Annotated in this window: 15 protein-coding genes; 3 read left to right on the top strand and 12 right to left on the bottom strand. The window is 59.0% G+C overall.

What is annotated here, in order from left to right; translation table 11 throughout:
• A complete protein-coding gene (locus tag M2447_RS07320; protein ID WP_277510506.1) occupies positions 1–420 on the top strand; it encodes a hypothetical protein in 420 nt (139 codons plus the stop codon).
• A gap of 24 nt (positions 421–444) precedes the next feature.
• Here the strand turns inward: M2447_RS07320 and M2447_RS07315 are convergent, their stop codons facing one another.
• Complete coding sequence (locus M2447_RS07315; RefSeq protein ID WP_277558015.1) at positions 445–1089, bottom strand: YajG family lipoprotein; 645 nt, start codon at positions 1087–1089, stop codon at positions 445–447.
• Between the two features lie 201 nt (positions 1090–1290).
• Between M2447_RS07315 and M2447_RS07310 the strand changes: the two genes are divergently transcribed.
• Both M2447_RS07310 and M2447_RS07305 read left to right on the top strand, forming a co-directional pair.
• Entirely contained in the window at positions 1291–2253 is a 963-nt protein-coding gene (locus M2447_RS07310; protein WP_277558014.1) for an archaemetzincin, read from the top strand.
• Positions 2254–2538: 285 nt separating this feature from the next.
• Positions 2539–3660 (top strand): tetratricopeptide repeat protein, encoded by a 1122-nt coding sequence (locus tag M2447_RS07305; protein WP_277558013.1) that lies wholly within the window; start codon positions 2539–2541, stop codon positions 3658–3660.
• Between the two features lie 72 nt (positions 3661–3732).
• On the opposite strand, the gene M2447_RS07300 is transcribed toward M2447_RS07305, so the two are convergent.
• The 11 genes from M2447_RS07300 to M2447_RS07250 form a co-directional block, all read right to left on the bottom strand.
• The gene (locus M2447_RS07300; protein ID WP_277558012.1) at positions 3733–4983 is read right to left on the bottom strand and encodes a helix-turn-helix domain-containing protein; all 1251 of its coding nucleotides are present in this window, start codon (positions 4981–4983) and stop codon (positions 3733–3735) included.
• Positions 4976–5755 carry a type III pantothenate kinase gene (locus tag M2447_RS07295; RefSeq protein ID WP_277558011.1) on the bottom strand — a complete coding sequence of 260 codons (780 nt, stop codon included), beginning with the start codon at positions 5753–5755 and terminating at the stop codon, positions 4976–4978. The genes M2447_RS07300 and M2447_RS07295 overlap by 8 nt, the downstream gene beginning before the upstream one ends.
• Positions 5756–5851: 96 nt before the next feature.
• Positions 5852–6205, bottom strand: a complete 354-nt coding sequence (locus M2447_RS07290) for a four helix bundle protein (RefSeq protein ID WP_277510498.1) — start codon at positions 6203–6205, stop codon at positions 5852–5854.
• Positions 6202–7254, bottom strand: coding sequence for a biotin--[acetyl-CoA-carboxylase] ligase (locus M2447_RS07285; RefSeq protein WP_277510497.1), 1053 nt, complete (start codon positions 7252–7254; stop codon positions 6202–6204). Before M2447_RS07285 ends, M2447_RS07290 begins: the two co-directional genes overlap by 4 nt.
• A gap of 16 nt (positions 7255–7270) precedes the next feature.
• Positions 7271–8194, bottom strand: coding sequence for a carboxylating nicotinate-nucleotide diphosphorylase (gene nadC / locus M2447_RS07280; RefSeq protein WP_277558010.1), 924 nt, complete (start codon positions 8192–8194; stop codon positions 7271–7273).
• Positions 8191–8580, bottom strand: a complete 390-nt coding sequence (locus tag M2447_RS07275) for a hypothetical protein (RefSeq protein ID WP_108824607.1) — start codon at positions 8578–8580, stop codon at positions 8191–8193. Before M2447_RS07275 ends, nadC begins: the two co-directional genes overlap by 4 nt.
• A 67-nt stretch (positions 8581–8647) precedes the next feature.
• The gene (locus tag M2447_RS07270) at positions 8648–9022 is read right to left on the bottom strand and encodes a metallopeptidase family protein (protein WP_108824606.1); all 375 of its coding nucleotides are present in this window, start codon (positions 9020–9022) and stop codon (positions 8648–8650) included.
• Between the two features lie 22 nt (positions 9023–9044).
• Positions 9045–9851 carry a TatD family hydrolase gene (locus M2447_RS07265; protein WP_277558009.1) on the bottom strand — a complete coding sequence of 269 codons (807 nt, stop codon included), beginning with the start codon at positions 9849–9851 and terminating at the stop codon, positions 9045–9047.
• A 38-nt stretch (positions 9852–9889) separates the two neighbouring features.
• The gene (locus M2447_RS07260; RefSeq protein WP_277558008.1) at positions 9890–11410 is read right to left on the bottom strand and encodes a carboxypeptidase M32; all 1521 of its coding nucleotides are present in this window, start codon (positions 11408–11410) and stop codon (positions 9890–9892) included.
• 87 nt (positions 11411–11497) lie between these two features.
• On the bottom strand, positions 11498–12697 hold the full coding sequence (locus tag M2447_RS07255) for an AAA family ATPase (protein WP_277558007.1): 1200 nt from the start codon (positions 12695–12697) through the stop codon (positions 11498–11500).
• Between the two features lie 66 nt (positions 12698–12763).
• A complete protein-coding gene (locus M2447_RS07250; protein ID WP_277558006.1) occupies positions 12764–13549 on the bottom strand; it encodes a DeoR/GlpR family DNA-binding transcription regulator in 786 nt (261 codons plus the stop codon).
• Between the last annotated feature and the right edge of the window lie 87 nt (positions 13550–13636).

Raw genomic sequence — 13636 nt, 5'->3', positions numbered from 1 at the left:
ATGAGCCTCCAGCGCGATTATATTTTGCGGCTTCTCGACCAACTGCGGGAATTTCTTTCGCAAGTTGTGCGGCTGCGCGAGGCGGAGCGGCCTGATGACGCGATGATGGCGATCCTGCAGGCGCAGGAACGCTTGTTCGGGCGCAAGGCGGCGTTGTTCATGGGACTCGCGCCGGAGGAGCAGTTTCGCGCGCTGACATTAGGCGAGGCGGCGGACGAGGCGCGCGCAAAATGCCTGCTGCAAGCCGACCTGCTGTCGGAAATGGCGCGGGTGTATGTTTACAAGGAGCAACAGGCGCTGGCGCGCGGCGCGTGGCAGTATGCGCGGCAGTTGCTGGAGTTGACGGCGGAAAAATTTCCCGGCGCGGGAATCGACGAGCGGATCGCCGCCGCGCGACGCGAGATCACGCTGCTAAGATAAAAACACGGGCGATCTGATCGCGCGTCAGAATGGCGTGGTGTCGAGTTCCTTGTCGAACTTCTCGAGGAAATCCGCAAAGGCGCGATCATAGGCGCGCTGCCAGTTTTCATCACTTGCAACCTGGCCCTTGTTCATACCATGGCCGCGTATGGTGACGCTTGCGGGCGAGCCCGCCCTTGTGAGCGTAATCGTGCAGACGACTTTGGCCTCGAAGGAAATCGTCCACATTCCCGGCGTGAACCACGCCCAAAATTCATCGACCGAAACCGACGCGGTCACGGGCGCGGAGCCATCGGTTGCGATTTTATAACCGCGTTTTTTGAGCGCGGCCTCGACAAGGGCCTGGGCGCGCTGTGGGACGGATTCGTTGTTGGCCAGGGCGATGTCGCCCATCGCTTTTCCAAAACCGTTGCGCTGGCGTCCGATCATTTTTGATTTTTGTTCGGGCGTCATGGTCGAGACATCGCCGTTGATTGAGGGCACTGACGCATCAAGCGGGTTGTTTTGAAATTCGCGATTGTCCGCAACCGAAGTGATCTGGATGGCACCCCTGTCAACGGCCCCCGGAGTGACCTGAGGAACGCCAAGGGAAACCGAACGCCGACCGGTAACACAGCCGCTGAGCAGGGCTACGCTGGTGAGTAACAAGACAATGAGGCACTTTTTCATAATATGGGGGTTGGGATTTGTTGGAGTTTCGATCGCGCATGGATTTATGCTCTCCACAAGCTGATAGCGTCAAGTGCGCTTCACCACATACCCGCAATATCGGATCCCAAAGAGGAGCAATCAACAACATGGATGCGGCGATGTTTTTTCAGGAAGTCCATTGCGCTTTATTTCCCGGAAAAAAACAGTTTCATGCGAAACATGAACATACCCCTGCGCCTGTGCGTTGTTTTGGCCCTGATAGTTTTGCCAGTAAAAACATGCGGCGCGGAATTTGTCGCGCCGTCGGAGGAGGCGCGCGCACGAGCGCTGGGTGATGTTTCGGACGAGTCCGAACCGTTTCGAAAACTGCTCGCGGCGGATGCGGACTTTGAGGTTATTGCAAAGCCGGGGCCGAGTGACTGGCTGTCGCGCCACAAGGAACGCGGGCAAACTTTTCCGGATTACAAGCGGAGCAACGCCAACCGGCCCGACAACGCGCGCCGCGTGATTTATCTTTTTCCGATCGGAAAATTCGAGGAGGAAGCGAGCCCGTCGCTGGAGGCGTTGCGCGAATATGCGGCGGTGTTTTTTCAAATGGAGGTGCGAGTGCTTCCGGTTTTCGAGCCTGCGGAGGAGTTGTTCTCGCCGCGCATCAACAAATACAGCGGGAAACGGCAGATTCTCACGGGAAGCATCATGGCGTTTTTGCGCGAATTGCTGCCAAAGGACGCCTACTGCATGATCGGGGTGACAATGACTGATTTGTATCCGCAGGCGTCGTGGAATTTTGTGTTCGGGCAGGCGTCACTGAGGGAACGCGTGGGCGTGTTCAGTTTCGCGAGGCATGATCCCGCGTTCCTCGGCATCGGAATGACGGGACGCCCGGCGGACTTCGAAAAGCGGATGTTGTGGCGAAGCTGTCACACACTCGCGCATGAGGTCGCCCACATGTTTGGATTGTGGCACTGTGTTTATTATCAATGCCTGATAAACGGCTCGAACACGTTGGCCGAGGCGGACCGGCAGCCCCAGCATGCGTGCATAATCTGCCTCCGAAAACTGCGCGAGGCGATCCGCTTTGACCCCGTGAAACGCTACCGCGAACTGGAGGCCTTTTATCGCAAGCACAACATGACCGACGAAGCGGAATGGGTGAAAAGGCAATTGGCGAAGGTGAAGTGACAATTGCAAGATGAGCGAAACCGGAGTGGCGGGCGGCGTTTCATAACGCCATAGGGCGGGGCAAAACATCATCGGCACGCCGTGTTGCGAGGTTTTCGACAGCGCGGGGCTTCCGCCAGTCTTCCACTCAATGTCGCGCCCATTGCGCAGATTGCACTATCCGTTTTGGCAAACGATGAATCTCGATTGACCGTTCAACTGTTTTTTACAGCATCACTAAGCGTTTCTAAAAATTAGAAACAGCGACGCGAACGTCCTTTCGCTTTTTTATACCCATTTCAAAAGATGAAAAAATATATATTGATATTATTCACATTTCTCAGCCCGCTTGCGTTTGCAGGACGACATTTCGACAAGGCTCTCGAGCTTTATGCAAAAGGGCCGTCTGCGGCAAACCAAGTCATCTCCGAGCTTGAACTTGAGCTTAAGGATAACCCCGAGAATGAGCAGGCGCTTGTGTTGCTCGCCATTGTCCAAAGAGGACAGGCAAAATTTGATGATTCAATTGAGACCTTAAAAATTGCAGAAAATATATATATTAAAAAAGAAAAACTCAATCCACAGATATACATGCTGATAGTGGAAAATTATTACTTCAAAAAAGATTACAAAAAAACGAAGGAGCTTTTGACGGCATATAGGGCGCTTTTTCAAGACTCCGAAGAGCTAAAAACCAAATGGAATGCGCTTTCCGAGGCGGTTGAAAAGGCGCTGGATGAACCAGAAAAAAAGCCGGACGCAAAAGAGCAATACAATCTTGGCCTTGCGCATTTAATGCGAGGCACGCCCAAGGACATATCCACCGCATTCAAATACTTCCAAACTGCGGCTGAACAGGGGCATGTAAACGCTCAATACAACCTCGCCTACATGTATAAAATGGGGCAAGGCACATCAAAAGATCTCCTGTCCGCGTTCAAATGGTATCAAAAGGCAGCTGAACAAGGAAATGCGTGGGCGCAACACAGCCTCGCGCTTATGTATCGCGCTGGCGAAGGAACACCCCAAAACCTCCCTGCTGCAGTCAAGTGGTTTCAAAAGGCGGCTGAACAAGGCGACTCCAAGGGACAATACAACCTTGCCACCATGCATTACCATGGTGCGGGCACACCCAAGGATCTGCCCGCAGCGTTCAAATTGTATCAAAAGGCTGCCGCACAAGGTCATGGAGAAGCGCAGTTTCAGCTTGCCGTTGCATACTATGATGGCGAAGGCATCGACAAGGATGAGGTCGAAGCGCTCGCCTGGCTTTATACAGTCAAAGCGAACCAAAAAGAACTCACTGACTCACTTGAAGCCAAGGCTAATGCCCTTATCAAAAGGCTTGAGAAAGACCTTCCTAAAAAATCGATCAAGCAAGCTCGGCAAAACGCCAAACAAATCCAAGCCGGGATAACCGTTCGCTAGATTTTAAGGTTTTTGTAGGACGAAGCCTCTGGTCGCGTCAATCATCCCCAGCCCCGAGGGCTGGCAACTGTGCTACAAAACCGCGCCACGGGTGCGCTGGCGGTAGGCGGCGGGAGTTTCACTGAAGGCTTTTTTGAAGACGCGGGTGAAATAACTTTGGTCGCTGAAACCGCAGGATTGGGCGATTTCGGCGACAGGGGCGTTTTCACGGGCGAGGCGGCGGCGGGCGTTGTCGAGGCGGATGCGGAGGAGCAGCCCGGTAAAGGTGGCGCCGGCGTGCTCGCGCATGAGGTGCGAAAAATGCCCGGGGGAAAGACCGGCGGCGCGGGCAACTTCGTCGCGTGTGAGGTCGTTGGCGTAGTGTTGCTCGATGTGGGCGACGGCGCGGGCGAGTTGCACGGCGTTGGGGTGCGCGGCGGGCGCGCCCATCGCGTCGATGAGCTGCTCGAGCATGTCGCAGAGCCAGCGCGAAAGGTCCTCCTGTGAATGCACGTCGGCGAGCTCGGTGAGCGAACGGTAGTTGAGGCCGAGGACTTTTTCGGGTTCGGCGCCGGCTTGCACCGCGGCGCGGGCCATCATGACGACGAGTTCGAGCGAGAGGGTTTTGAGCAGGCTGCGACGTCCGGCGCCGCGCGCGTAGATGGCCGTGAGTATGCGGTTGATGATGCCGCGCGCCTCGGCGCGCTCGCCGCGCTGGATGGCGGCGAGGAGCGCGGGTTCCTCGTGAAGATAGGCGCTGCGGATTTCGTCGTAGAGGCGTTCCTTGAGATCGTGCAGGGCCTCGGCGCGACCCGACTCGCGGCGCGCCGCAAGGCGGTTTTGCTCAAGGAGCGCGGTGTTGGTGAGGTTTTCCCGCGCGGCAAGATTGAGGAGGCCGTGACTGGCCGAGAGCAGGCTGCGGTCAAGCTCGCCGGCGGGGCCGTCGGGCTCAAGGGGGACGCCGGCAACGAGAAGCCCGCCGAGCGTTTGCTGGTTGCGCATCACGGGCACGGCCCAGAGCGCGTTTCCACAAGGGCAGCACATGATGCAGGGCTCGCCCCAGCGGAGAGTTTCCTCGAGCGCCTGGTTGAAAAAGGCTGAATGACTGAAAGCTGAGGGACCGGCGGCGCGGGCGGTTTTTGTATCCGCGCAATGGATACGACCGGCGAGAACCTTGCCGGCGGAGTCGATGGCGGCGAGATCGAGACCGTGCGCGCGCTTGTAGCGGGCTGCAAGTTTTTCAAACGCCACCTGGGTGAGGATGCCGGGGAAAAGAGGAGGGAGGCCGGAGGTTTGGCCCCTGGTTTTCTGGTCTCCGGCACTCTGGCCTCTTGTCTTATTCATGGTTGAGTTTCCACGCGGCCGCGAGGCCGCGGAGCGTGAGATCGGGGACAACCTCGAAGGGAGTTTTGAGCCGGTCGCGCAAGAGGGCGGCGGAACCGCCGGTGCTGTAAATGCGCGGGGTTGTTTCGCCGCGCCTGGCAAGGTCGGCGATCACGGTATCGAGAAGCGCCTGGATCATCCCGCCAAAACCAACCACGGTGCCGATGCGCATGGCCTCGATTGTGGACTGGCCGACGGCGCGGGTGACGTCGATTGATTCGTCGAGGAGGGGGAGTTGCGCGGTTTGCTCGTGGAGATAACGGCGCATGAGCTCGACGCCGGGGGCGATGATGCCGCCCTCGTATCCGTGCGCGCGGGTGATGATGTCGAATGTGACCGCCGTGCCCATGTCGATAACGACGGCGGGGAGCTCGCCGAGAAGGCGCGCGGCGGCGGCATTGGCGAGGCGATCCTGCCCGATTTCCCCCGGGCGCGGGTAAGTGATGGGGACGCCGAGTTTTTTGTCGTGCGTGAGGTGGAGCGCGGGAAGCGAAAACTTGTCGCGCGCGAGGACGCGGCGGAGCGCCTCGGTGGCGGCGGGAACGACGGAGCAGTAAGCGAGCCCGATGATTCCGGGCTGGCGCGCGAGGAGATCGGCGATTTTCGGACCGATGCCGCTGGCGGGGTCCTCAAGGGTGCGCGTGGGCGTGTCGTATTGCGCGCGCGCGCCGTCGCCTTCGGCTACGACGCCGTAGTGCGTGTGGGTGTTGCCAATGTCTATGCAAAATAACATCTGCAGTGTGTGTGTAAGCTTGATGAAAAATTCCAAATCCCAACGCCCAAATTTCAAAAAAATCTCAAATCACGAAATTCAAAACCTCAAAAATGACTATTCCAGTTTTTTAATGATAGCGGACAAAATGAAACGCAGCTCATGAGATTCTTGCGCGAGAATATTTCTTTGCTTATCCAGCGCCGCGGCTTCACCGATATGAACAAGTCGCAGCCAAAGTCCGCATTCCTTGGCTTCTTTTCGGCTGATTTGAAAGTGAAGCAGCTTGTCTTTTTCACCAAGGGATTCGTTGGCTTCAATGCAATTGGCGGCAACGGAGCCGGACGCCCTGACGAGCTGTTTCACGTCCTCCATGTTTGAAATGGTTCGCGGAAGTTTTCTCGCAAACGACCTGATGTTTGCGGCAAACTCGGCAGTGCGTGCTTCCAAATTTTCCGGCGGGGGTTTCATGGGGTTTTGTTTTTTGGGATTTCTTTGGAATTTGGATATTGGGATTTGGAATTTTTCTCAATTGTGACTTCCCCGGCGCGGACTTTTTGGGGGCGGCCGGATTCGGGTTTCAGGATGAGCGAGCCTTCGGGGTCGATGCCGCCGGCGATACCGGTGAGGCGTTCGTTGCCGGAGAGAATGGTGATGGGTTTGCCGCGCAGGAGATCGTGTTTTTTCCAAAGCGCGGCGAGGGTCGCCGCCGTGGCCTCGGGTTCGTCGATGAATTGCTCGTAGGCGTCGAGAATGCGCGTGATGAGCGCGGCGGTGAAGATGTTCATGTCGAGCGGGGCGCCGTCGTTTTGCTCAATGAGCGAAGTCGCAACGGGCCGAAGCTCGGCGGGCCAGCCGGCGGGCGCGCTGTTGATGTTAAGGCCGAGGCCGAAGATGAGGTCGCGTATCTGGTCGGCATCGATGCGGGCCTCCGTGAGCATGCCGCCGGCCTTGCGAGTGCCGAAAAGAAGGTCGTTGGGCCATTTGATGCCGGGAGTATTTTTCACATGCGCCGTGACGAGATCGCAAATGTTGACGCCCATCCAGAGCGTGAAGGTTTGCATGTGCGAAGGAGTGGCGCGCGGACGAAAGGCGAAGGTGATGTAAAGATTGCCGTTTTCCCTGCTGTGCCAGGGGCGTCCGAAACGTCCGCGTCCCTTGGTTTGGGCGCGGGAAATCACGATGAATGGCGCGGGGCAATTTGCGGCGAGCTGGCGCGTGGCCTCGTCGTTGGTGCTGTCGAGCGTTTCGTGAACGATGATGGCCGGCGTGTGTTTGCGCGGACCGACGAGGATGCGCAGAAGCGCGGCATGGGGCGACTCGGGAAGGCTCGCGATGCGGTAGCCGACGTTGCGAATCGCCTCGAAATCGAATCCCTCGGCGCGGAGTTTTTGCAGATGCTGCCAAACCGCGACGCGCGTGATGCCGAGATTCTCGGCAAGCTGCTCGCCCGAAATGAAGCGCGCGCGGTCTTCGAGAAGCGCGCGGAGGATGCTGGTTTCAAGGTTGTGACCGGGCATTGCGAGAATTGCTTTTTCAGCTTTTCCAATCGAGGCCGATATCGACCCAGATGCTTTGGTGGACGAGCGCGCCGGTGGATACGAAGTCGAGTCCGAGCGCGGCGAGTTTGGGAAGTGTTTTCAAGGTGATGCCGCCACTGGCCTCGGTGAATGCGCGCCTGCCGACAAGGGCGACCGCACGCTTGAGCATGGCGGGGGTGAAGTTGTCGAGGAGGATGACGTCGGCGCCGGCGTCGAGCACGGGCGGGATTTGGTCGAGACGGTCAACTTCCACTTCGACGGGAAGGCCGGTTTTCTTTGCGCGGGCGACGGCGGCGGCGAGCCCGTCGTTGGAGCCGAGGAGCGCGAGGTGGTTGTCCTTCAGCATGACGCGGTCGAAGAGGCCGAGCCGGTGGTTCCAGCCGCCCCCGCAAGCGACTGCGTATTTTTCGAGCATGCGGTAGCCGGGCGTGGTTTTGCGCGTGTCCAAAAGCCGGGTGCGCGACTTGCCGAGGGCGTCCGCATAGAGCCGGGTTTGCGTGGCGACGCCGGAGAGTCGCTGGAGAAAATTGAGGATGATGCGTTCGGCGGCGAGGAGCGTGCGCGGATCGCCGGAGAGCGTGGCGAGCGTGCCGCCGGGGCGGATGCGGCTACCGTCCCTGGCGCGAAGCTGGACGGAAACGCCGGAGCCATAGGCGGCGAGTATGACGGGCAGGAGCGGAAGTCCGCATGCGACGAGCTCCTGGCGGGCGACGAGATTTGCGGCGGCGGCGCGCGGCGCGGCGGCGATGCTGCCCGTGGAACGATCACCGGTTTTGCGCGGACGGGCGCGCAGGCCGAGTCCGGCGAGATCTTCGTCGCGGGCGATTTCGACCAGGCGGCGCAGATACGCGGGGTCGAGCTCGTCCCAAGCGAGCCGTTTGATGAGCGAGCGGGCGATGGCGGTGCGGTTGCGTTTCATGAGATGCGGCGGTAGGTGCCGAGGTAGTGTTGCGAGCCGGGTTTGGTCGCGAAGGTTTCCGGGGCGACGCCGTCCATGCCGAGGCAGGTGCGGAGGCGGTTGCCGACGAGCTGGTAGATGCCGCGGAGGGTCATCGAATTTTTGTCGGACGCGCGGCGGCCCTCAATGAGAATGTGTGTTTCCGTGAGCGAGTATGTGCCGTCGAATGACGTCTCGCCGCCAAAGCGCACGGTGTAGTTGCCGTTGCGAAAAATGACTTCCGTTTTTTCAAGCACCATGTCGGGCGCGGCCTCGCCGGCGTATTCGAGGCGCACGGCAACCCAAACGCCCTCAATGGCGTGCGGCGCGGACGGCGGCGAATCTTGTGTTGATGGATGATGGCTCATCGTGACCGCACTATGCGGGGCGCGCGCGCGCGATTCCAGTGTTTTTGTGGGAATGGTTTCGGGGCGGTCATTCCAGTCCGCGCGCCTCGAGGTCGTCCTCGTCCCAACCGAGGTAGTGCCCGAGTTCGTGCAAATAGGTGAGACGCACCTCGTCGCGAAAAATCGCCATGTCGCCCTCCGCGTAATCATAGATGCTCTCCAAAAACAAAAGCACCTGGGCGGGCGCGACATTGCCCAGCCCCGGTTCGACACCGAGCGGATCGCCCACGAACAGGCCGAGGATGTCCGGCTCAAACTCGTCGTCCAAAATCTCCTCGCCAGGCCAGTCGTGATACACGACCGGCAAATCGGCGGCATACTTCGCGACATCGGGCGGCAGCTTGCGTTGCGCCTTCGCAACGGTTTTTTCGGCCTCGGCCACGAGTTTGGAGAATAGGGACATGCGGCAATCTTATCAAAAAGCGTCAAATGCCAAAAAACGAGCGGGCGTTTTGCGTGCTCACGCCGGCCAGTTCCTCCGCGGAAACATTGAAGACTTTTCCCGCCGCGTATTCCGCCGTGTGCCGCGCGAAGGCGGGCTCGTTGGGTTTTCCACGGTGCGGCTCGGGCGTGAGATAGGGCGCGTCCGTCTCGACCATGAAGCGCGAAAGCCCCTGCTCGCGCGCGGCCTCGCGCACAAGCTCCGCGTTCTTGTAGGTGAGCACGCCGGTGAACGAGCCCCGCCCGCCGCGTTGCATGAGCTCGCGCATTTGCGGCGCGCCCTCGACAAAGCAGTGAAACACCACGCGAGCCCAATCAACGCCGCTTTCGTCGATCATCCGCACGCATTCGTCAAACGCGCCGCGCGAATGAATCACGACCGGGCACGCAAGACTGCGGGCGATTTCGAGCTGCGCGGCAAACGCGGCGCGCTGCCACGCGAAAATCCGGTTGGCGAGCGCCTCGTCGTTTTTCGGAAGATGAAAGCGGTCGAGCCCGCACTCGCCGAGCGCGACGGGAAGCGGATCGTTTTCATGGCGCGTCCAGAATTGCCCGATCTGCGAAACCTCCCGCTCCCAGTTCTCATCGACCGAGCACGGATGCAGCCCGGCCGAATAATGCACAAACCCGCGATGCGCGGCGGCGAGCGAACGGTAGAGCGCCCAGTCGTCGGTCGAGGTGCCGATGGTGATCATGGCGGAAAGCCCGGCCTCGCGCGCGTTCGCCAGCGCGGCGTCAAGCGTTCCCTTGCGGTGGAAGGATTCGAGATGTGTGTGCGTGTCGATGAGCATGGATTTTTAAAACAGGCGACCCGATGGAAACGCCGGTGTCACTTTAGATACAGCGGCGCGTAACGCTCCTCCAAATAACGCAGCAGCCATTTCGGCGAAAGCTCGCCGCCGGTTGAGTGGCGCACGAGTTCGAGCGTGTCGTGTTGCTTGCCTTGCGAGTGGATTTTTTCGCGCAGCCATTTCAGCAGCCACGAAAAATCCCCGCGCGCAAAGTCATCCTCGAGCGCGGGACGCTCGGCCAGCGCGGAATACCAAAGCTGCGCGGCCACCATGTTGCCAATGCAGTAGCTCGGAAAATATCCAAACGACGCGGCGCTCCAATGCACGTCCTGCAAAACGCCCTCGCGGTCGTTTTGCGGCTCGAGCCCGAGGAGCTCCCGCGACGCGGCGTTCCACGCGCGCGGCAGGTCGGCGATGGCGAGCTCGCCGGAGAACAGTTTTTTCTCCAGCGCGAAGCGCAGAATGATGTGCAGGTTGTATGTGACCTCGTCGGCATCGACGCGGATGAGCGTTGGCTGCACGGCGTTGACCGCGAGGTAAAATTCGTCCGGCGAAATCGCGCGCATCTGCCCGGGGAACGCCGCGCGGAACTTGGGCTCGAACCAACGCCAGAAACCGCGGCTGCGGGCGACTTGATTTTCCCACAGGCGGCTTTGCGATTCATGCACGCCCATGCCCGCGGCCTGCCCGAGCGCGGTGTGGCGCACGCCGGCGGTCAACCCCTGCTCATAAATGCCGTGCCCTGCCTCGTGGATCGCGCTGAAAAGCGAATCGAGCGGGTTGTTTTCGTCGTAGCGCGTCGTCATGCGGATGTCGTCGCCCGTGCCCGAGCAAAACGGATGGATCGAAATGTCGATGCGGCCGTGATTGTAGTCGAACCCGATGCGCTCCGTGACCTCGCGGAGAAACGCGTGCTGTTTCTCCACGGGAAATCCGCGCAAAAGATCGGGCCGCGCCTTCACCGGCGACTCGGTGATGCGGCGCACGAGCGGCGCCAAGCCGGCTTTCAGTTCATCGAAGAGCTTTTCGGTCACCGCCGCGTTCATGCCGGGATCGTGCTGGTCGATCATGTAATCGTAAGCCTCGGCGCCTGTGCCGCCATGCCCGAGATGCGCGGCTTCGCGCCGCACGAGCTCGATGTTTTTTTCCAGCATTGGCGCATAGGAGGCAAAGTCCGATTTCTCGCGCGCGGCGGCCCACGCATGATAAGCGCGACTGGTTTGCGCGGCTTTCTCGCGGACAAATTCGGCGGGAAGTTTTGTCGCGCGGTCATAATCGCGGCGCGCACAACGGATGATTGCGCGCTCGGGCGCGGTCAGTTTTTCGAACGCCTCCGGACTTTCGAGCGCGGCGAGTTGTTCACCGATGCGCGGATCGCTCACCGCCGCATGCGCCGCCTCGGCCAGCGCGGAAAGCTGCTCCGCGCGATGCTCCGCCCCGCCGGGGGGAAGATAGACCTGCTCGTCCCAGCCGAGGAGCTCGGTAATCGTGAGAAACAAATGCGGGCGCTTGAGAAGCGAGGAAAGTTTGGCAACGGAACCATCAATGAGTTTTGACATGTTAAAAATAAAACAGCGCCCAGTGGCGCTACGCAGCAAGAAATTCAAAAAACGAAGCTGTTTTTATCAACACTCACTCTTCCTTTATTATAAAAGCTGGCTGAACAATGTGCGCGCCGGAACAACCACGGGGGCGGATTCCTTGAAGCAATCCGCATTCACATACGGCATGTCCAAGACAACCTGAAATGCGTGCGCCGCCTTGGTTTCCCTTTGAAAATAACCAAGTGCGGGAGAAATCGTCGTCTCCGAATGTTTGACCTCGGCCAAAAACCAAGGCTTGCGATCGCGCGTCACGAGGAAGTCGACCTCCCGCTTCATTTTGTCGCGCAAGTAGTATAATTCAAAGCGACCCAAGCCCATGTCGGTCCACCCCTCCACCGCCTTAAGCAAGTGACAGGCGGCAAATGTTTCCGCACGCGCACCAACGTCCTCAATGCCGGACCAATCGCGCAAAAACCACTTGGGTTCCTTGCGCAACGCCTTGTTGATATTCTTGAACCAAGGGCGCACCAAAAATCCATAGTGCAACCGTCCGAGCAGATCGACCCAACGCTTTATTGTGTTCACCGAAACGCCGATCTCGGAGGCAAGGTTGGCATACACGAGTTGCTGCGACGAACGTTCCGCCAGCAATTGGACAAGCACCTCGACAGTGCCCAAATCCTGCAACTGGCTCACCTCGCGCAGATCCTCCCTGGAAAGCTGCTCCTGCCGCAGTGTGTTCCACCGTCTGGTGAAACGGGCGTCTCTTTTAAGAAATGGCTCCGGAAATCCACCATGCGCCCACAGCGCATCCCAATCGGCATCGGTTACGTTTTTTGGCAAACGAACAGGATTGGCCGGCATGTCCGTGTGCAGGCATTCCGCGACCGACCACGGATGCATTCGATAAAGCAAATATCTGCCCATGAGGCTGTCGCCGCCCCGTCGAAAAACATCCAGACGCGAGCTCCCCGTAACAACCACTTTTATTTTTTTCCCGTATGTGTCAAAAAATCCCTTCAGCAGTGTTTTCCATTTCGAATACTTGTGTAGTTCGTCAAAGGCCACAACCGGCGGTTTCTCGCGCAACTGACCAATGCCCATTTTATCCGCCATGACGGACGGCCCCGACAACATTAGGCGTCGATCGTCAGTGTTGTCCCAATTCCAGCAAACATCGGCGGTGCCTTCGCACACGGTCGTTTTTCCAACCTGCCTCGGACCGCTGACAAATGCCATCTGGCGGTATTCTTTGAGATGCCATGCAAGCAGGGAATCGTAAAAACGGAGGCGCTGTGACATGAGACTGTTTTGCCGGACGTGGCAAAATAGTCCAGACTAATTTGCCACAGTCGGCAAAATGGTCCTTTAGGCGAATGGCCTTTCGCCCGCCACCACGCGCACGTCCACGCCGGCGTCTTCCAGGGCGGTTTTGAAATGCTCCGGGATCCCGGCGTCGGTCACGAGCATGTCGATGTCCTCGAGCGATCCGATGCGGCCAAAGCCGCGTTTGCCGAACTTCGACGAGTCCGCCAGCACCACCACTTGGGACGCCACTTGCATCATCTTTTGCGTGAGCGTGGCCTCCTCCACCGTGGAGGCGGTGACGCCGTATTCGAGGTCCAGTCCGTCGACGCCGATGAACAATTTCGAGCAGACGAGGTTGGCGAGCCCGGAGGCGGAATAATCCCCGCGCACGGAAAGCGAGTTGTGGTTCACGTTGCCGCCGAGTTGCAGCACGTCGATGTTTTCCTGCTCGCAGAGCAGCATGGACACGCGCAACGACAGCGTGACGACGTTCAGGTGGCGCACCGGCTTGAGCACCGCGGCAAAGGCCTCGACGGTCGAGCCGGAGCCGATGATCACCGAGTCGTCCTCCAAAATGTGCCGCGCCGCCTCCAGTCCGATCAGGCGCTTTTTTTCGCTGTTCAACTGTCCCTTCACTTTCACGTTCACGTCGCTCACGTGCGGGTTGGCTTTGCTGGCGCTGCCGTGCATGCGGTAGAGCATGCCTTTTCCCTCGAGCATCTTGAGGTCGTTGCGGATGGTGACTTTTGTCATGCCGAGACGCTCCGCGAGGTCCGTGACGCGCACGAATCCGTGCGTGTTGAGGAGGTCGAGAATATACTTATGTCTTTCGGCGATGCTTAACATGGAGCGGGTGTGTTTTGGTATGAGCTATGGTCTTGGGCGTTATCCTGAATTAAGGTTTTCTGATTTTATTGACCACAGATTACACGG

The sequence above is a fragment of the Ereboglobus sp. PH5-10 genome, from assembly GCF_029504735.1.
GTDB lineage: Bacteria > Verrucomicrobiota > Verrucomicrobiia > Opitutales > Opitutaceae > Ereboglobus.
This window is presented reverse-complemented; position numbering and strand designations above follow the sequence as displayed.

Coding starts and splice junctions, on each gene's coding strand:
- M2447_RS07320 (WP_277510506.1), top strand. CDS start 1: ATGAGCCTCCAGCGCGATTATATTTTGCGGCTTCTCGACCAACTGCGG.
- M2447_RS07315 (WP_277558015.1), bottom strand. CDS start 1,089: ATGAAAAAGTGCCTCATTGTCTTGTTACTCACCAGCGTAGCCCTGCTC.
- M2447_RS07310 (WP_277558014.1), top strand. CDS start 1,291: ATGAACATACCCCTGCGCCTGTGCGTTGTTTTGGCCCTGATAGTTTTG.
- M2447_RS07305 (WP_277558013.1), top strand. CDS start 2,539: ATGAAAAAATATATATTGATATTATTCACATTTCTCAGCCCGCTTGCG.
- M2447_RS07300 (WP_277558012.1), bottom strand. CDS start 4,983: ATGAATAAGACAAGAGGCCAGAGTGCCGGAGACCAGAAAACCAGGGGC.
- M2447_RS07295 (WP_277558011.1), bottom strand. CDS start 5,755: ATGTTATTTTGCATAGACATTGGCAACACCCACACGCACTACGGCGTC.
- M2447_RS07290 (WP_277510498.1), bottom strand. CDS start 6,205: ATGAAACCCCCGCCGGAAAATTTGGAAGCACGCACTGCCGAGTTTGCC.
- M2447_RS07285 (WP_277510497.1), bottom strand. CDS start 7,254: ATGCCCGGTCACAACCTTGAAACCAGCATCCTCCGCGCGCTTCTCGAA.
- nadC (WP_277558010.1), bottom strand. CDS start 8,194: ATGAAACGCAACCGCACCGCCATCGCCCGCTCGCTCATCAAACGGCTC.
- M2447_RS07275 (WP_108824607.1), bottom strand. CDS start 8,580: ATGAGCCATCATCCATCAACACAAGATTCGCCGCCGTCCGCGCCGCAC.
- M2447_RS07270 (WP_108824606.1), bottom strand. CDS start 9,022: ATGTCCCTATTCTCCAAACTCGTGGCCGAGGCCGAAAAAACCGTTGCG.
- M2447_RS07265 (WP_277558009.1), bottom strand. CDS start 9,851: ATGCTCATCGACACGCACACACATCTCGAATCCTTCCACCGCAAGGGA.
- M2447_RS07260 (WP_277558008.1), bottom strand. CDS start 11,410: ATGTCAAAACTCATTGATGGTTCCGTTGCCAAACTTTCCTCGCTTCTC.
- M2447_RS07255 (WP_277558007.1), bottom strand. CDS start 12,697: ATGTCACAGCGCCTCCGTTTTTACGATTCCCTGCTTGCATGGCATCTC.
- M2447_RS07250 (WP_277558006.1), bottom strand. CDS start 13,549: ATGTTAAGCATCGCCGAAAGACATAAGTATATTCTCGACCTCCTCAAC.